An 18,692-nucleotide genomic window follows, 5' to 3' on the forward strand; every position below is an offset into this window, starting at 1 on the left:
TACCTGGAGAGTTCGGCTCGACCGACGTGGCAACGACGCGCTTCACATGATGGTCATGGGAGATCCGGCGCAATTGGATGCGGTCGAGCTCGAAGGTTTGCGTAGCGCTGCTGCAAGACTCGCTGGTACCCGGATTGGATATTGAGCTGTGAGCGTTCAAGTGCGCAACCGGTCGATTTCCACCGGTACTTGATCCGGGATTTGTCAGCCGCAAGGCCGTGTGCTGGAGCGTGTATGTCAGCGACGCTGCCGAACATGCCGCCCACTTGGCGCGCCGCATGGCTTCGCTGAATCGAGCATCGCCATCGTGGCATCTGCTATGTGACGCCTACGCAGCGTCACGCCGGCGACGATCGTGCGTTTCTCGCGGCGCGTCCGCACTGTACGCGAGAAGGCCCGCGCGAACAATCCGAACCGCGGCACGGTCGTGGCAACATTGGCGCTCAACGCAGACAAATGGCCTTTGGCTGCTTGAGTGAGGCGACAATTAGCTTGACATGCGCCGGCATTATGCAATGGAGGCTTAATGCAGCCAGCGCCGATAAGTCGGCCGATAACTCAGGTCCGAGCGACGGCTGCCGATTTGACGCGCAGGGACACCCGCCACGATCGAATACGGTGCAACGTCCTTGGTAACGACTGCGCCGCTCGCAACCACTGCCCCCACGCCGATGGTCACGCCGGGCAGGACAGTGGCCCGCGTCCCGATGAACACGTAGTCCTCGATGATCACCGGCATGATCCGACCTTCGAACGTCTGGGAATGCACGTCGTGATCAGCGGAAAGAATGATGCAATCCGCCGAGATGCTCACTCGATTGCCAATGTGCAGCCCGCCGCGTGAATCGAGTCGGCAGTTCTGGTTGATGGTGCTGTCGTCGCCGATGGAGAGTTTCCGCGGAGCATCCGTCCATGCACCGAGATGAATGGAACTTCCATTGCCAATGGTGAAATGCATCAGCCGTCGGTAGAATCCCAGCCGAATCCAGTGGAGGGGAATGTACGCGATCAAATGATTTGAGGCGTAAACTCTCAGTTCCAGCCACAGCGATTTCAGGCATCGAAATAGCAATCCCATTGTTGCCGCTCCACTTGTAACGAAAAAATAAAAACCTAATTGTTTTATAGAATCTGTAAAACAAGTCGTATGCGAACATCGGTATCGGCGGCGATGGAACGTATTGTTACGTTGGGGCCGCCTCGCCAGGCTGGGATTCAAGCTCAGCCGTTGCCGAAAAAGCTGATTCGACAAAATGAAAAAATAAAGGCAGGAATGCTTGCCACGCTAGTCGTGATGGTAACAATTCTCGGTCGAATATGGGGGCATTGGTCACAGATGGCGGCCAGCTACACGATATTGTCCGATTCCGGAGCATGACCGCCTCTTACACTACAGTAACGGTCGACTGTAGTGTCGATGACGGTCTGACTGTCGCCATCCGACCTTGTGACACGAGAACCGCATGCCGGCGTTAAGACACCGTATGGACGATGCGACCGGCTTGATTGGGCCTCGAGGCGCGGAGCGCAGTTCAGTTCTCTTATTCCGGGGGATTGGGGACGCATCTTCATCCTCTGCACCACTGTTTATGCCGACTCATCCATGCGACAAGAACTTCCGGCACTCACCTCCCTTCGCTTTTTTGCGGCAGCGATGATTGTCGCAACGCATGCTAATGAAAGAATATTTACGACCCACGATTGGGGGCCGCTTGCGTCCGGTGTTTCGTTATTTTTTGTGTTGTCGGGCTTTATCCTGTTCCATGTCTATGGGGAAGCCGTTGAAAATGGCAGGATGCGCCAGTTTTTTCTGGCTCGCTTTGCACGAGTGTGGCCGATGCACGTTGCTGCGGTATTCATGTTCATGGTGTTAATGAAGCCCCATTTTCATTTGCCGGAATGGACAATTGTGCTCTCCAACATTACTCTGGTCCAGGGCTGGATTCCGCTACCTCGTTATAATTTTTCTTTCAATGGTGTCGCCTGGAGTATCTCTGCGGAATTTGCCTTCTATCTTCTGTTTCCATTCCTGGCAAGTAATTTCTCCAAGACGTGGCATTGGAAGTGGATGCTTTCGGTTGTTGTGGTGGTGCTCATGATTGCATTGTGCCAGATCTATCGGATAGATTCCTACAATCCAACGGTTAACGGTGTGTCGACCTTTACGTTGCTGTATACCAATCCGGTCGCTCGAGTGATGGAGTTCATTTCCGGAATGGTGGTGTATCTGATTTTCAAAAAAATTAGCCAGAGAAATTTCAACGCTCTGCTGGCTACGATCATTGAGGTTGCGTTGATCGCGGCGATTTCTGCCATGATCGTCTATTGGCGCCAGATTTATGATGCCGCTTTCGATGTATCCCGCTCTTTTGCTGACTGGCAAAAGTTCTGCGGACCTTTCCCGTTGTACTCAGCCTTGATCCTTATGTTTGCCGTTGGACGGGGGCGCGTGTCTGTGTTTCTGAAGAATAGAATTTTTGTGTATCTTGGCGAGACGAGCTTTGCTCTTTACATGGTTCATCAAATAATCAATCATTTCTGGGTTAATCATTTTCAGGGGCTGATGCGAGGAAATATGCCCATGTTCTTTATTTCATATTTGCTGGTGACGATGGTTGTTGCGGCGATGGGATATCAATTTATTGAAATGCCTGCCAGAAAATTTATTTTGAAATATAATTTTAGGGGTATTTCGCGAGCTGTGTCGGAAGTGCGAAACTGATCGATACGCACTGACATCGTTGCCGCATTTGATCACGGCAATGCTTCATGTGCAGTGCACACACGACGCAAAGGACAAGGATGCGATTTGGCGGCGGCTGAAGAGCCTGTATCCACAGGTTTCACCGCCATACCGGCTTGCCGGCGAAGCTGCCGATTGATTCGTCGAGCCCTGATTCGCCCGCGCAAGCGACAGGGCGAATCGCGACTACAAGGGCGCACCGTCGATGGCGTAAGGCTCTATTGCTCCAGTTCGCGACGCAGTATCACGCGTGGTCTGCGAGCGATAATCCGGCGCTGCAGTGCGATCGAGACTGCTCAGGCGGTCTTCGTCGACAATTTCTCCCTCGATGAATCGATCACTTCGGAAACGGAACGATAAAACTGGCGTGCGATGCTCTGCGTTGTGAAGTGTTCCTGGGCCGACCTTAATCCGCGTTCCGACAGCTCATCCCGATACTCACGATTGTCGATGATGTTGCTGATGCGGCGCGCGAGCGAAGTCGGGTCGTCTTCGGTGAACGTCGTTCCGCCTTGGGTTTGATCGATCAGGAATGGAATTTCGCCAGAGTCGGAGCCAATGACTGGCACGCCGCAAGCCATCGCTTCGATGATGACTCTGCCGAATTGCTCTTTCCAGCTACTCGTTGTGCGAGACGGCACAACAAGCACGTCGAAGCAATTGAGGATACTTGCCGCCTGTTCGTGTGGAACGTAACCAACAAAATGGAATCTCGACGGTTGGGCGGCCCGCTGCGCGGTCGTCCGCAGCTTTTCCTCCTCGGGGCCACTTCCAGCGATGACCGCGGCCCACTGCTTGTCCTGCAACTGCAGAAGGGCGTCAATTATCAGATCGACCCCTTTTTCCGGAGTCAAACGTCCCAGGTAACCGACGATGAAGGTGTCCGGCGAGATTCCCAAAGAAGAGCGCATGCGTTGCCGCCGCTCCGAATTTGGCTGAAACAGCGATGCATCAAATGGCAGCGGCAAAACCGTCGCGTCGTTCCGATAGCCCTTGCTTCGCAAGACCTCGAGCACCGAATGCGACAACGGGAACGCGATCGACGCCTGGGAAAACATTTTTTTCTCGAACCAGGAAAACGGAAACGGATAGCTCTTGTTGATGTTTTGCGCGGCGTAGAAGCCGAACGGAATCGAGGTCCTGTTTTCGAGGATGAACTGGCCCGCGACCGACGTGTGAGGATCGTGATGAACGAATATGAAGTCGGGCGATACCTGCTTGATTATCTTCTGAATCGATCCCCTGTAAAAGTGAATCGGGATGTTGCCGTTGAAAAGCACCGGGATCGTGATGATTTTTCCACGGAAAGACGGCAGCCGCTCAACGCTTTCGATTTTTCCGTACTTGCTGTTCCACGTTTCCGGAACGATCAGCGTAACTTCGCACGCCGCGAATTGCTCTATTGCGGCAAAGAATGCTTGGTTGATCGGCGTGACACAAGGGTGGCTTATCGCAAGTAGTTTCATGGCGCAGGCAGAAGTTGGATAAGGCGGCAATCCTGAGCACCGCATCATGGTGATGCGTGGCTCAAGCAGAAGGATTTCTTCCGGCAGCCCTCAATGAACTAGGCAGACCGACCCAATCATTCAGTCTCACGCGCATCGCCATGAACTGGATTCCGATCGGGATCAACACCGCAGCCGTAACGGCCACGGGAATTAGAGCCAGCAAATTGTCGGTGTGCAAGAGTCGCAGAAGAAGAGTTCGCGTGAAGCCTAGCACTAGGATGTGTATGAGATAGATCGGCATGGAGAACTGGCCGATGACATTCAATGCATTGGCGATCGGCCTTGCCAGGGCAGCCTTCTCCAGGGTAGCGCATAGCGTCAGTGTCGCGGTGATACCCAGAAGTGCGGCCGGGAATGCCAAGCGATCTTGCACACCCGCGTTGTCGAGCCCCAACGCGACCACAATGAAGGCGCAGGCGAGAAATCCGGTTCTACCCCAGCTCGGTGCAACATTGGACAGCCAGTTGTGCTCACGCACGAACATGCCTAATACGAAATACAGCAATCCGTAAGAAATGTCATTGACCACGCCGGTGGCCAGAAAATGACTCGCGATGAAGGCGCAGAGCGCGCCGGTCAGCAGCGCCGCCGTTCTCACCCTCAAAAGGGCGAAGCAGATCACGTTGCAAAAGAACAGCGCGTAAAGGAACCATAAGGTCGAGATGGGCGACCAGAATATGTCGAGCAAGCGGTCGAATTCCATATCATTATTGACGGCACCCGAGCCCGATAGTGCAATTCTTATGCCACCCTGAATGAGCGACCAAAGGACATACGGGTAGACGATGGACTTGATGCGATTGAGCCAGAAGTCGCGTCGATTCTTCAGCGCTGACGACTTGAAGAACACTCCGGACAGCACGAAGAAGATTGGCATGTGAAAGGTATAGATGACGTAGTCCGTCACTACGAGCCACGAGTTGGTATGGACGACGCCGGCGGCAACGAGCCCCCGAAGACAGTGTCCATAGACAACCAATATGGTGGCAATTCCTTTCGCCATATCGACGACCGCTGATCGCCGAGCGCTCGAGTCGGCCGCAACACCGTGTTGGTGATTCATCTGTGTTCGCCTAAAGCCATTGGACCCTTGCCGAAGGAATGCTCGTATCCCTCTGGATCGAGAATGGTGACAAGACGTATGTGGTGCCGCAACGAACGACATGACGATCGGACAAAATGTTGTGCGTACACGCCATTCGTACTGGCCGCACCAAGTGCTCATCTGGACGAGTGCGGCAATGCGACAACCGATGATTTCATCCCCGCATGAATCGTGCAACGTGCGTGGCGGATTCGCCCAGGGTTTTGTCTTCCGGTTCGCCCGATGCGCGGCTAGCCTGCGATGGCCTTCAACATGCGGCGCTCGTGGCTGTGCGCCTGCGAATTCGTGAGGTTGCCAGTGCTTACACAGAAGTCCCCCCTCGGAGGCGGCTACGGCGTTGCTCATGCAGCAAACGGTTATCGCGCGGATATCGACGGGTTGCGCGCAATCGCTGTTATTCCGGTGATTTTGTTCCATTTTCATTTCCTGAAATTCGGTACCGGAGGATTTGTCGGGGTAGATATTTTCTTTGTTATCTCCGGCTACCTCATTACGCAGATACTTGTACGGGAAATGGATGGTGGGACATACAGTATCGCGGGATTTTATAGTCGTCGAGTGCGCCGTATTTTTCCGGCACTTTTTGTGGTACTGGCGTTCTGTTTGAGCATTACCCTGATCAAGGGCTTCCCGGCGGACGTGCACGATCTGTCGCGCTATATCGTCTCGGTGATATTTTTTGTTTCAAATGTTATATTTTATTCGTCGAGTGGATATTTCGATGCCGGCATGGCACACAATCCGCTGCTGCACACCTGGTCTTTGTCAGTAGAGGAGCAGTTCTACGTCGTATTCCCGCTGGTTCTGTTTGCGTTGCGCAAGAAGAGCCGGCGGCTGCAGGTGCTCATTGTCCTGGTGGTTGCCGTCGTGAGCTTTGCGGAGGCGGTGCGTACGGTTCAGGTCGACCCGAGCGCTGCATTTTATCTACTGCCGTCGCGCGCTTGGGAATTGATGCTCGGCGCCTTGGTCGCAATGGGCAGTTTGCCGAAACTGCGGAATCGCTGGCTGGCGGAACTGCTTGGCGTCGCAGGTCTGGCGCTGATTTTCGCAAGCATCAAGCTGCTCACGCCACAAACTCCATTCCCCGGTTTGACTGCGATTCCGCCGACACTTGGCGCGGCGTTGATCATCTATTCCGGTTCTGATGCGCGTACCGCGGTAGCGAGACTGCTTGCCAGTCCCCCGTTTAGATGGGTGGGATTGATCTCCTATTCGATGTACCTGTGGCACTGGCCCCTGTTTGTTTTCTATACCGATTCGTTTCCGATGCCTGGCACGACCGCGAGACTGGCACTGTTGGCCGTCTGCGTGCTCGCTTCGTGGGCGTCGTGGAGATTTGTCGAGACGCCGTTTCGGCGCGCGCGTGCCGACGGCAACAGGAAGGTTCTTGCGTGGGGCGCAACCGCGATGGCGTCGGTCTGCATTGTCACAATTTCGGCATCGGCGGCAAACGCTGCGCTGCGTACGATTCCCGAAAGTGTGCAGTCGACTCTGGCGTACCTGAACTACGACGCAGATCGCGAGATGCGTGCGGGAACCTGTTTCATGATCCCGGATCACGGAAGGAATCTGCCGTTCGACACCGGGACGTGCCTGAAGACGAGTTCCACCAAGAAGAATGTATTGCTTGTTGGTGACAGTCATGCCGCCGATCTCTGGGCGGGATTTTCATCGGTCTATTCCGGTGTCAATTTTCTGCAGGCCACCGCATCCGGATGCAAGCCTCTGCTGAACACCACAGGCCCGAAGCGCTGCACGCAGTTGATTCGATATGTGTTGACGGATTTCGTGCCGGCACGGAAGCCCGACATGATCGTGTTGTCGGGGAACTGGGCGAATCAGGACATCAACGACGTCGTTGCGACGGCGAGGTATCTTGGGCAGTACGCCGAGCGTGTCGTCGTGCTGGGGCCGACCCCTGCGTTTGACCAGATGTTGCCGCGGCTGTTGGCGCGTAGCATCTATGCGAATGACGACACGCTTGTCGCTCGACACGAGCGCCGGGAGCGAGGGGAAATGGACGCGATGTTCTCCCGCAGGCTTGTGCAGGATAGTATTCCGTACGTTTCCACGTATCAGGCGCTGTGTCGCGAGCAATGCACGCTCTGGGCCGACAAGCACACGCCGATGTACTTCGACGACAATCACCTCACATCGGCGGGTGCCAGAGTGCTGGCCGAACGGATTCGCGGCGAATTGTTCGACGCAAGGTCGTCAGGTGATGGCGTCGGCAATATGAACGTTTCCTATCATTGATGGGAGCGCAATGTCGCGCTGCCAGCGACAATCGGGCGCGGAAAATGAACACCGTCATTACACGCTTGCTGCTGCCTTTTTTGTTGTTGCTATGCCCGGCCGTTGGCTGGGCGCGGCAGCCGGTCATTCTTCCGCTCGAGGTGATGTATCCCGTCGGGAGCGCCGTGCAGGTTGCCGTGCAAACACTGGCGCCGGCGAGGTTCCTGGCGCTCTCCTTGCATGGCATCGAGATCGAGGGGCAGGCGGCGGTGAAGGTGAATGATCAGCCGCCGATCGTCATCAAAAACGATACGGTAAAAATTGTCGGGCCCGGCTTGGCGAGATCCTTTCCGATTGGAAGCTCCGACGTTTCCTATTACAAGGTGATCATTCCCGTTTCCGTTAACGCGGGAGACGTCAATCTGACATTCACGCTGTTGCGGATCGATTCGCGTGTCAGCGGATTTCGCGTGGTCAAGCTGGATCTCCTCGGCGCTGACGGAAAATCAGTTCTCGCCGCCCATTCCGTTGCGGATGACCGACCGGAGCGATGGACTGCCCCGCTGAACAACGCGCGCGACATCGCAGAGGGCAAACGGCTTTTCACGGAGCAAGACCTGGTGCGCAGTCCGCTGAGCAGCGGCGCCATGCGGATGCACTGCGCGGATTGCCATGCGACCGACGGTAGCGATCTCAAGTATTTCAACTATTCGAACCAGAGCATTATCAGTCGATCGCTGTTTCACGGCTTGTCCGAAAATCAGGGTGAGCAGTTGGCGTCGTACATCAGGAATCTGGCCACCTATCAGTCGAAGAACGGCCGGCCATGGCTTCCTCCATACCAGCCGGCGGCTGGGCTTGACCGGGTGCCGGTTGACGAATGGGCAGCCGGTGGTGGGATGGAAGGAGCCGTGCTGGACGATCAGGCACAGATGATGCGGTACTTGTTTCCAGGTTTCGTGGATGCACGTAAGACGCCGATCTTGCCGTCGGCTTTTTTGAACCCCGACAACCCGCATGGGACGCCGGACAAACTCATCTTCGCAAGCACCAATATCCGCGAATTGCCGATCGACTTGCCATTGCCCGACTGGAACCATTGGCTGCCATCCATTTCGCTGCGTGAGGCGGTAGGCGGCGATGCGCAATTCGAACGTTCCGGGATGGCGGTCGCCTTCGACGGGGCGTTTCGCCTGCTGAGCAGTCAGAACGGGAACGTGGCGAAGCTGACCAAGGTCGTGGCAGTCGTCGACGATCAGGGCAAGCAAATTGCGCTGACAGACAACGGCTACAAGAGTCTGATGGATCAATTGGCGAGACGATTCAGCAATCCCGTGCTGAGTCCGGATTGGGTCAAGAAACAGAACGCCAGGACGGTCGCGCAAGCACTGTATTCGATCGCGTTGTGGAAGAACGTGAGGACCTGGCAGTTGCAGCAGGGGTTTCATCTCGACGACAAGATGAGGGCGATCTACGAGAACAACCAGAATGCTCCGTCGACTCTCGCGAATTCGCGCATCGAACCGAGAGGATGGGCGTACACGGGGTTATTCTCGACTTCCCCGGGCTTCGGTTTTGGGATCGACAAGACGATCGCTAATCCGTGCGCGCCGCCTGGGCATTCGGGCTGCGCGGTGACCGGCAACGAGCTCGGCGAGCAGTATCTGCGCGACGTCTGGTACTGGCTGCAGCTCATCCTGAACCCCGGTATGGGACACGAATTCGGCAACAATCCGCTCGACTGGGGCTACTTTCCGGGGGCGCTGCGCGAGACGGAGGCGGTGACCGGCGAATCACAATATCTGCGCGCGTTGGCGATGACGCTCAAGGCGATGCAGGGGCGCGATAACGGCTTGTCCTATGTCTATGGCAGCCGCAGCGGCTGGAACGTCTTCAGGCTCGGCGACGAGGTTGCCATCGCTACACCGCCGCGCTATCTGGCACGGCCGGTTGTCGAGGCAATCGAGAATGCGAAGTTCAATGCATGGCTGGTCAAGAACAGGTCGTTTTCGAATGAGGAGTGGTATGCGGCCGCGGAGCCGAAGCGCGATGTCATCACGGACGCCAGCCTCAGTCCGCTCGTCACGACCGAGCAGGTCGTCAACAGCCTGACCGAGAAGCGGTTTGGGTACAACCACAGCAATCAGGATTTGATCGATCAAATCCGCGTGATGCTGCCACGGATGACTTGCCATAACGACCTGCATCAGACCGAGCGGAAGATCGTCGACTGGCTGGAGAATCTGTATCCGAAGGTCGACTGGATCCAAATCGCGAATGAGAAATTCAATAGTCGCCCGGGCGTGAAGGATGGTATAGCATCGACGCGGGCATGGTGTCGCGGTATCGGTGGAGACGACACCGCCGGACCGCTTCAGCGTTAGTCCTACCGGCTATGCGTGGTGCAAGGGCAAAGCAGTGCCCCGGCCAAGTACTGGCTCGCAACGTTGCCCGTACATGCTGGTGGAGCTACTGTCTATGCAGATTCGTGGCTCGGAGTTAATGGCAGGCGGTTGCCGCGCTGAATGCCGAGCAAAAGGCGCGCCGCCAGATGGTTCGATTCGATGCATCTCGAGACGGCGTATGTTGCGCATAGGGCAATGGCGAAGCGCACGAGATCATTGTGTACACCGTGCTTGTACAGGGATATCTGAATAAATTGATGGGTGAACATGATGCCCATCGACATTGCGCCGAACGAACTAATCACCTTCGAGATGCCGGGGATCCTCGTCGTCGCCCGAGCGACGGCACGCAATGTGATGAACCACGCATATGCAACGACGAAGGAGGCGAGGGGGATGCCATAGTTCGTGTTCTTCATGTCATAGGCGATCGGAAAGTGTCGCATTGCTGCAATTGAGGCTATGCAGATTGCGGACGATATAGCCACCAACGTTCTGTTATCGTCAAGTGAGCGTATTCTGTACGCCAAGTAAAAGAAAGGCATTGCAACGAGGCAGACATTGATTGCGAGAGGAAACCGCAAATTAGCAGCTGCATATTGGTTCGCATAGCCAGATATCAATGCTGCAATCATGATGAGTGAGACTGATTGCGGCCTCCACTTCACGATAAGAAAGTTGCATATCTGCTGTGTAAAAAACAGACATGTAACGAACCAGAATGGCCCTTCAAACTCGACCAATGCAGCACCCCCATACATGAACCGCGCTACAAGGTGCGAGACGCTGTGAAAGTTGATCGGCGTTCCGGAATTGAGAAGTGTTGGGAGGAAGAGGATCGCGAGGAAGCACGCGTATGGAATCAGAAGGTGCCGGACGCCCTTCGAGAGGTACTGTCGGAGATTCGTATTTGGATTGAATAGATGGCCGCTCAGCGCGAAGAAGAGAGGCATGTGGAAGAGAAAGAAAAGCGTTGCGACTGAACCGTTCTGGATTGTATGGCCCGCCACCACGCTAATAATTCCGATTCCTTTTAGCGAGTCGATCCATTCAATTCGTGTACGCATTTCCTCTCTCATAATTCCACATGATCCCGGTTATTCCACCGCGAGTCGGTGCAGAGCCTCCGTCACTGTATGCGGTTCGCTCCGGACTATGTCTCACGCGGCTCCCTAGCGGTTGCAGCGCCATGCGGCTGACTTCCTGGTGACCTTGCGCCGACACATCTCTGCTTGCATTGCGCACGGACTGCACCGATATCCAATTTGCTCCGCGTCGTGGTAGCAGCAGGATGTCGGTGCAGAACGCGTGCCGCGTCGAATCGCCTTACCCCCTCGCTACCCGCAACGTCCTCGCCGTTCCCGGCACGCCCTCGACGTAAGGCCGCCCAATGCTGTAATACTCGATCTCCAGCTCGACCATCGTCTCCGGCTCGTACAGATTCCGGCCGTCGAAGATCACCGGTTCGGTCAGCAGCTCGACCAGCGCGTTGAAATTCGGGCTCTTGAACACTTTCCACTCGGTAACGATCACAAGCGCGTCGGCGCCGGCCGCAGCGTCTTCCGGCGACGCCACGAACGCGAGCCGCGAATGAGCCTCAGGATCGTCACTGAGGTCGAGTGCCAGCACGCGCCGCGCCTCGTCGGTCGCCACCGGGTCATACGCACGCACGCTGGCGCCACGCTTCAGGAGCCCAGCCACCAGGTCGCGGCTCGGCGCTTCCCGCATGTCGTCGGTGTTCGGCTTGAACGCCAGCCCCCACAGCCCGAACGTGAGCCCCGACAGATCGTCGCCATAGCGCCCGGTAATCTTGCCGAGCAGCACTTTCTTCTGTGCGTCGTTCACTTCCTCGACTGCTTCGAGAATCCGCAGCGAGCGGCCATATTCCGCAGCGGTGCGCACCAGCGCGCGCACGTCCTTCGGGAAGCAAGAGCCGCCGTATCCTGCGCCCGCGTAAAGGAAGTCGTAGCCGATTCGCGGGTCCGAGCCGATGCCACGGCGTACCGATTCGATATCGGCGCCAACCTGGTCCGCGAGATTCGCGAGCTCGTTCATGAAGGAGATCCGCGTGGCAAGCATCGCGTTCGCCGCATATTTGGTGAACTCCGCGGACCGCACGTCCATGTAGCGCGTGCGTTCATGGTTGCGGTTGAACGGCGCGTAAAGCCGCTTCATCTGCTCGCGCGCGTGCTCGCCGGCCTCGTCGTCGTCCGTGCCGATCACGATTCGGTCCGGCCGCATGAAATCGTCGACGGCCGCGCCTTCCTTCAGAAACTCCGGATTCGACACGACCGAGAATTCGTGGCGCAGCCCGCGCTTGGTCAGCTCGGTCGCGATGGCGTCGTGGACGTGCCGCGCGGTACCGACCGGCACGGTCGACTTGTCGACGACGACCTTCGGGCCATCCATGTACCGGCCGATATTGCGTGCAGCAGCGAGCACGTACTGCAGGTCGGCGGAGCCGTCCTCGTCGGGCGGTGTGCCGACCGCAATGAACTGGATGTCGCCGTGTGCGACGCTCGCCTCGATATCGGTGGAGAACTGCAGGCGCCGGCTCGCGCGATTGCGATCGATCAGTTCCTTCAGGCCGGGTTCGTGAATCGGCACCCCGCCGTTGTTCAGAATATCGATCTTGCGTTGATCGACGTCGACGCAAAAAACGTCGTTGCCGATTTCGGCGAGACAGGCGCCCGTGACGAGGCCCACGTAACCGGTACCGATGACGGTGATCTTCATATTGCGTTATGTAGAGAAATCGCTTGCGTTATCAGAAATCCGGACGTCGCGCGACGGACGCCTGGCTGTTGGACGAAACGGTGCTCAGCGCGCACAGCCTGGCCTCGAAGTCGCGCAACACGGCCTCGCGCGACAGCACGGCCTGCGCGAATTCACGGCCGGCCTTTCCGAGGCGCGCACGTTCGGAGGCGTTGCTCGCCAACTCGCCGATCGCGGCCGCCAGCGCGGCCGGATCGCCCGGCGGAACCACTACGCCGCGCCGGGACACGGCGTCGTGCAACTCCGTTCCGGGGTTCGCCATCGCAATGACCGGCTGCCCGCTCGCAAACATGCCGGTCAGCTTCGACGGCATCACGAGATCGGCCGCGTCGGCGCGCTGCGGCAGGACGTGGATGTCCGCGAGGTTGAGCAGTTCGTTGAGCCGCTCGACAGGCTGACGGTCGATGAACCGGCAATAGCGCAGGTCGCAGCAGAGCGCGATGAGTTCGTCGCGCGCGGGGCCGTTGCCACAGAACACGAATACCAGGTCGTCGCGTGGCCCAAGCCGCTTCGCGGCGGCCCCCAGTACGTCGAGACCCTGCTTCGCGCCCATGTTCCCGGAATAGAGAATCACCTTCGCGGCGTCCGGAATGTTGAGCGTCGCGCGCAGCCCGCTCGCGCGTTTGAGCGGATAAATCGAATCGGTATCGGCCCAGTTCGAGAAATGCACGACCCGGCGCGGATCGATGCCTTTGCGCAGCGCGTGTTCGACCATCTTCCCGGAGATCGTCGACACGGTATCGAAGCGCTTCATCAGCACGCGCTCGAGCGCGTGCGCGGTGCGCTTGAGTAGCGAGCCCTTCAGCATGCAGGGGCTGAATGCCGCGTCGACTTCGTAGTCCTGGATGTGGAGCCATGCGTGAGCGCCGGTCAGGCGGGCGACGAGCCATCCGGCCGGCGCGTTGAGCAGGCTGGGCGCGATGCAGATCACGATATCGGGCCGCCACAGCACGTGACGCAACATCACCGGAAGGCTGGAGAGCGCGAAGCTGGCGAGGTGTGCGATTCGCTTGACGCCCTTCGGCCGCGACGGTACCCAGAGGGGCGCGCGCCACAGCCTGACGCCATTCCGGTTCTCGATCGAGTAGCGGCGGCCTGAGTACCCGTTGGCGATGCGCCATTCCGGGTAGTACGGCGGTGCAGACACCACGTGCACGGAATGACCTTTGCCGGCCAGCATCTCCGCCATCTCCGCGGTGTATTTGCCGATACCGGTTAGCTCTGGCGCATAGTTGATGCCGTGGACGAGGATCTTCATCGGGCCCCAGCGAGAATTCAAATGGTGTTGCAGTGCGTGTAAGCGCATTGTGGGGAATACGCTTAGTGACGGTCGGACAGAATGCTGGCCGCTTCCGCCAATCATCCGAAGCGCGTGCACAGAAACGGCGAATAAGTCTCGATGGCAGCCTGTATCGGCGCATGGTGTCCGTATGCGACGCCCGATACGACGAGCACGGAACCGGCCGCGACAGGGCGCAGCCACGGCGGCAGGACCGGCGCCTGCTTCCACTTCCGCAGCAACAGCACGGTGACGAGCACGCCGAGCATCCAGCCGGCAATGACTTCGGAGACGGTGTGCACCTCGGCGAGTACGCGTGCGATGCCGATCGCGGTCGCAAGTACGAGTCCGGGCAGCAGGGCGGCGCGGGTGCGAACGCGCCACCCGTCGTGCCGTATCAGCAGGCACGCCATCGGCCAGACCGTGGTGGCGAGCATCGTGTGGCCACTGACGACGCGGAAGTTGATCGCATGGATTTCCATTCCGCAGCCGGCATGGAGAATCTTGGTCGTACCGACGATCAGCATCCCGGCGGCGAGCAGCGTGAGCCACGACACGCCGATGCGCCAGCCGTGCAGCGAGCGCGTGAGCCACGCGAAACAGACGACGGCGAGCGGCAGCGTCAGCGCCGCGTCGCCGAGGTCGCTGATTGCGGCCCACATGCCGTGCGTCACGCCACCACCGTCTCCGCCATCCGCATCTGCAGATACTGCTCGAAATCCTTCGCCACTTCCGGATGCTGCAGCGCAAACTCCACCGTCGCCTTCAGATACCCAAGCTTGCTCCCGCAGTCATACCGCACGCCGTCATAGCGATACGCGAGCACCTGCTCGTCCTTCAGCAGCGCCTGGATCGCATCCGTCAACTGCAGTTCGCCACCCGCGCCCGGCCGCAGCCCGCGCAGATGTTCGAAGATCTTCGGCTTCAGCACATAACGGCCGACTACGCCCAGGTTCGACGGCGCCTTCGACGGTTCCGGCTTCTCGACGATGCCCGACATCTTGAACAGGTTGTCTTCCCACTGCTTGCCTTCGATCACGCCATACGACTTCGACTCTTCCGGCGCGATCTGCTCCACGCCGATCACCGACGTGTGATAGTGGTCGAACATGCGAATCATCTGCCGCAGCACGGGCGTCGGGCCGTCGAGCAAGTCGTCGGCGAGGATCACCGCAAACGGGTTGTCGCCGACGAGCTTCTCGGCGCACAGCACTGCGTGGCCAAGGCCGAGCGCTTCGGCCTGGCGGACGTAGAAGCAGTCGACGTGGCTCGGCTTGATGCTGCGCACGAGCGACAGCAGCTTCTCCTTGCCGCGCGCCTCGAGCTCGGCCTCGATCTCGTACGACTTGTCGAAGTGATCCTCGATCGCGCGCTTGCTGCGGCCGGTGACGAAGATCATTTCCGTGATGCCTGCCTCGATCGCCTCTTCCACCGCGTACTGGATCAGCGGCTTGTCCACCACCGGGAGCATTTCCTTCGGGCTGGCCTTGGTAGCGGGCAGAAACCGGGTCCCCAGACCAGCGACCGGAAAGACGGCTTTCGTCACTTTCAACATAGCGGGCGTTCCATTGGTTCGAAAAGGAAGGCAAGCGCTGCACGCGGTGTGGCAGCACTCGTCCGCACGCATCGTGGCGCATTTCGTCGCCTGTGCCCGGTGCGCGTGCAATCAGGTGAAATCCTAGGGGGAGGAAAAAGAAAGGCTGCGACTGAATCTAGTCAGGATCCGACATTCAGCGCGAGAACGGCGAATCGCACATACCGATCGATGTGCGAATGATCTCGATCAAGCCGTCAAAATGCTGTTCTACTAGTACACCTTGGCGACTACCCCGAACGTCCGCGGCGCGGCGAACGCGTAACGGTACGCATTGTCGAAGCGATGCTCTTCGCCCGCGACGAGCACGCGCGCGTCGGTGACATTGCGCACGTAGGCCTGCATTTCGACATTGCCTTTCGATGGAATATTTTCGATGGAATATAAGTCGCGCCCAGATTGCCGATGACGTGGCTGCGCGCGTAATCGTCGGGATAGTTGTAGAAGGTCAGGTCCTGCCGGAAGGGATGGCCGCGCACGCACATGGCATCGGCGCTGGCGACGGATGGCCTGATGCGGGGCGACAGCGCCGATGGCGGAATGCGTCAAGACTTTGGCGGAGAGGGCATACCCCGATGTCGTAGGATCAAAGATCGCAATGCGGGTGTCATCGGCAGGAGCCATTTTCTACGGAGCCGCCGTCAGCCGCCACCCGGTCAGGAGCAGCCATGGTCGAACAAGACGACATCTTCGACGCGATCGCAGAATTCAACCACGCCTATCTCGCGTTCGCGCAGCGGGTGCTCCGCAGCGATTCCGAGTACGGCAAGCAACTGTTCGGCCTCGCGGACGACAAGGCGGCCAGCATCGCCGCGCTTACACCCGCTCAGATCGGCGCACTGTCGGATCGGGCGGACATGCTCTGCGCGTTTCAACTGGAAGCCGCACCGGGGCGCGCGTAACGCGCTCGGCCGTATTCAATACGCAATACGCGCAACTCCGCGTACCCCCGCACCACCCGGCACAACCGCACTCAACCTCGCTCGGCCGCCGACAATTTCCGCCACAGCGTCGTCTTGCTGATCCCGAGCATCGCGCATGCGCGATCGCGGTCGCCGCCACACGCATCGAGTGCCGCGCGGATCTCGTCCGCTTCCGCGCGCCGGCGGCGCGCCTGCAGCGTCGGCGCATCGTCCGCCCCCGCGCCCGCTTCGGCCTGCGCCGCACACAGCTCCGGCGCGATCGCGAGCAGCGTATCGGGATCGAGCACGCCACACGCGCCGCTTGAGCCGCTCGAGCCGTAAGAGCCACTTGCGCCGGCCAGGGCGTCGTCCCCGGCTTCCTCCGCCAGTTCCACCGCCACCCGTTCGATCATGTTCTGCAGTTCCCGCACATTGCCGGGCCACCGGTAGCGCATCAGCACCGCCTGCGCGTCGGCAAGCACGCGCGCGGCGTCGCCGCTGTCGCGCAGGCGGTCGGCGAGCCGCGGCTCGCGCCGCGCCGACTGGGTCAGCAGCGCCGCCGCGAGCGCGGGGATGTCGGCCGGCCGCTCGCGCAGCGGCGGCAGGCCGATGTTCAGGATGTTGAGCCGGTAGTAGAGATCGGCGCGGAACGTGCCGGCCTCGACGGCGGCGAGCAGCGGGCGGTGCGTCGCGGCGATCACGCGCACGTCGATGCGGATCGGCTCGGTCGAGCCGAGACGGATCACCTCGCGCTCCTGCAGCACGCGCAGCAGGCGGCTTTGCAGCGAAGGCGGCATTTCGCCGATCTCGTCGAGAAACAGCGTGCCGCGATGCGCGGCCTCGAACAGGCCGGTCTTGCCGCCGCGCCGCGCGCCCGTGAACGCGCCTTCCTCGTAGCCGAACAGTTCGCTTTCGAGCAGCGCCTCCGGAAACGCGCCGCAGTTGATCGCGACGAACGGATACTTGTGGCGCGCGCTCAGCGCGTGCAGGCTTTGCGCGATCATTTCCTTGCCGGTGCCGCTCTCGCCGAGCACGAGCACGGTCGCATCGGATTTCGCGTAGCGGCGCACCAGGTCGCGCACCCGCGTCATCGCTGCCGACGCGCCGATCACGTCGTCGAGCGTGTAGCGCGCCGAGAACTGCTGCGTATGCGGCTGCGAGCGCAATGCCCGGTCGAGCCGTTCGACCGCGCGCGATTCCTGGAACGTCAGCACGCTGCCCGACGTGACCCCGCGATCGACGAGCGGGCCGCGATGCACGACGTAGCGCACGCCGCGCACGGTCGCGAGCGTATCGCCGTCGTCGGCGCGCAGCGAGCGCAGCTCGGGGGTGAGATCGACGAGCGCACGGCCAACCGCCACCGCGGGTTCGACCCCGAACGCCTGCGAGAGTCGCTCGTTGATCGCCTCGACGCGCCCCTGCGCATCGAGCGCGACCACGCCGTCGCGCAGGTGCTGGAGCAGGTTGTCGAGGCGCTGGCGGCGCAGCGCCTCGGCGTGCGTCGCGTAGGCGACCTCGAGCGCGGTGTCGACGGCGGCCCGCGCCGACGCGTGCGAATAGAGGAACACGGCGCCCATGCCCGCGCTGGCCGCGAGATCGGTGACGAGGCCGGGGCCGACCACCATTTCGATGCCGCGGTCGCGCAGTTCGTGCACGCAATTTTCCGCTTCCTGAGCGGACTGATATGACGCAAACTCCACGTCGAGCCCATACGCGGCCACGAAGCGGCGCACCTCGGGCGGCGTGTCGCCGACGCTGACGAGCGCAATGCGCTGCGCGTCGCGCCGCGCGCGGGCGAGGGCCTGCATCACGTCGAAGCCGGTCGGCGTGATGAGCACGACCGGCACGTTCACACGCGCCTTCAGGTAGCCGCCGTTCGAGCCCCCCGCGACGATCACGTCGGGCCGCGCGGCGCCGGCGGAGGCAATCGCGGCGATCGCTTCCTCGTACGCGCGCGCGACGATCCGCAGGTCGGCACGGTCATCGTATTCGCCGGCGATGTCGCGAAACAGGGTCAGCAGGCGGCTGATGCCGACCGCCCAGATGCGGGGCCGGATCGTGCGTTCGGCGGGGCCGCCGAACTTGATCGAAGTGATGTCCATGTCCACGGATTATGCACGTCCAATTTCACTTTTGGAATATGGAA

General features: G+C 59.5%; 15 protein-coding genes. 5 read left to right on the forward strand and 10 right to left on the reverse strand.

Annotated elements, in window-relative coordinates; translation table 11 throughout:
* Positions 1 to 523: 523 nt before the first annotated feature.
* The gene (locus LIG30_RS04745; protein ID WP_038710084.1) at positions 524 to 1,078 is read right to left on the reverse strand and encodes an acyltransferase; all 555 of its coding nucleotides are present in this window, start codon (positions 1,076 to 1,078) and stop codon (positions 524 to 526) included.
* A 93-nt stretch (positions 1,079 to 1,171) separates the two neighbouring features.
* On the opposite strand from LIG30_RS04745, the gene LIG30_RS26010 reads away from it, so the two are divergent.
* Both LIG30_RS26010 and LIG30_RS04750 read left to right on the forward strand, forming a co-directional pair.
* A complete protein-coding gene (locus LIG30_RS26010) occupies positions 1,172 to 1,378 on the forward strand; it encodes a hypothetical protein (protein WP_152986011.1) in 207 nt (68 codons plus the stop codon).
* A gap of 225 nt (positions 1,379 to 1,603) precedes the next feature.
* On the forward strand, positions 1,604 to 2,722 hold the full coding sequence (locus tag LIG30_RS04750; RefSeq protein WP_083493904.1) for an acyltransferase family protein: 1,119 nt from the start codon (positions 1,604 to 1,606) through the stop codon (positions 2,720 to 2,722).
* 317 nt (positions 2,723 to 3,039) lie between these two features.
* On the opposite strand, the gene LIG30_RS04755 is transcribed toward LIG30_RS04750, so the two are convergent.
* Both LIG30_RS04755 and LIG30_RS04760 read right to left on the reverse strand, forming a co-directional pair.
* Positions 3,040 to 4,209 carry a glycosyltransferase gene (locus LIG30_RS04755; RefSeq protein WP_038710087.1) on the reverse strand — a complete coding sequence of 390 codons (1,170 nt, stop codon included), beginning with the start codon at positions 4,207 to 4,209 and terminating at the stop codon, positions 3,040 to 3,042.
* A gap of 61 nt (positions 4,210 to 4,270) precedes the next feature.
* A complete protein-coding gene (locus tag LIG30_RS04760; protein ID WP_038710088.1) occupies positions 4,271 to 5,314 on the reverse strand; it encodes an acyltransferase family protein in 1,044 nt (347 codons plus the stop codon).
* A gap of 282 nt (positions 5,315 to 5,596) precedes the next feature.
* On the opposite strand from LIG30_RS04760, the gene LIG30_RS04765 reads away from it, so the two are divergent.
* On the forward strand, positions 5,597 to 7,612 hold the full coding sequence (locus tag LIG30_RS04765) for an acyltransferase family protein (RefSeq protein WP_051994870.1): 2,016 nt from the start codon (positions 5,597 to 5,599) through the stop codon (positions 7,610 to 7,612).
* Between the two features lie 44 nt (positions 7,613 to 7,656).
* On the forward strand, positions 7,657 to 9,975 hold the full coding sequence (locus LIG30_RS26770) for a hypothetical protein (protein ID WP_038710089.1): 2,319 nt from the start codon (positions 7,657 to 7,659) through the stop codon (positions 9,973 to 9,975).
* A 92-nt stretch (positions 9,976 to 10,067) separates the two neighbouring features.
* Here the strand turns inward: LIG30_RS26770 and LIG30_RS04775 are convergent, their stop codons facing one another.
* The 6 genes from LIG30_RS04775 to LIG30_RS27430 all read right to left on the reverse strand — a co-directional run bounded on the left by LIG30_RS04775 (position 10,068) and on the right by LIG30_RS27430 (position 15,989).
* Positions 10,068 to 11,063 carry an acyltransferase family protein gene (locus LIG30_RS04775; protein WP_160326679.1) on the reverse strand — a complete coding sequence of 332 codons (996 nt, stop codon included), beginning with the start codon at positions 11,061 to 11,063 and terminating at the stop codon, positions 10,068 to 10,070.
* Between the two features lie 259 nt (positions 11,064 to 11,322).
* Positions 11,323 to 12,732, reverse strand: coding sequence for a UDP-glucose dehydrogenase family protein (locus tag LIG30_RS04780; protein WP_038710092.1), 1,410 nt, complete (start codon positions 12,730 to 12,732; stop codon positions 11,323 to 11,325).
* Between the two features lie 31 nt (positions 12,733 to 12,763).
* On the reverse strand, positions 12,764 to 14,029 hold the full coding sequence (locus LIG30_RS04785; RefSeq protein WP_038710099.1) for a glycosyltransferase WbuB: 1,266 nt from the start codon (positions 14,027 to 14,029) through the stop codon (positions 12,764 to 12,766).
* Between the two features lie 101 nt (positions 14,030 to 14,130).
* The gene (locus LIG30_RS04790; protein WP_038710197.1) at positions 14,131 to 14,712 is read right to left on the reverse strand and encodes a phosphatase PAP2 family protein; all 582 of its coding nucleotides are present in this window, start codon (positions 14,710 to 14,712) and stop codon (positions 14,131 to 14,133) included.
* Between the two features lie 8 nt (positions 14,713 to 14,720).
* A complete protein-coding gene (gene galU / locus LIG30_RS04795; protein ID WP_038710100.1) occupies positions 14,721 to 15,605 on the reverse strand; it encodes a UTP--glucose-1-phosphate uridylyltransferase GalU in 885 nt (294 codons plus the stop codon).
* 252 nt (positions 15,606 to 15,857) lie between these two features.
* Positions 15,858 to 15,989 (reverse strand): hypothetical protein, encoded by a 132-nt coding sequence (locus LIG30_RS27430; RefSeq protein WP_268760683.1) that lies wholly within the window; start codon positions 15,987 to 15,989, stop codon positions 15,858 to 15,860.
* Between the two features lie 323 nt (positions 15,990 to 16,312).
* On the opposite strand from LIG30_RS27430, the gene LIG30_RS04800 reads away from it, so the two are divergent.
* Positions 16,313 to 16,546: a flagellar transcriptional regulator FlhD gene (locus LIG30_RS04800; protein ID WP_038710101.1), complete on the forward strand. Its 234-nt coding sequence runs from the start codon at positions 16,313 to 16,315 to the stop codon at positions 16,544 to 16,546.
* A 71-nt stretch (positions 16,547 to 16,617) separates the two neighbouring features.
* On the opposite strand, the gene prpR is transcribed toward LIG30_RS04800, so the two are convergent.
* On the reverse strand, positions 16,618 to 18,648 hold the full coding sequence (gene prpR / locus LIG30_RS04805) for a propionate catabolism operon regulatory protein PrpR (protein WP_038710102.1): 2,031 nt from the start codon (positions 18,646 to 18,648) through the stop codon (positions 16,618 to 16,620).
* Positions 18,649 to 18,692 lie beyond the last annotated feature (44 nt).

The organism is Burkholderia sp. lig30 (genome assembly GCF_000687455.2).
Lineage (GTDB): Bacteria > Pseudomonadota > Gammaproteobacteria > Burkholderiales > Burkholderiaceae > Burkholderia.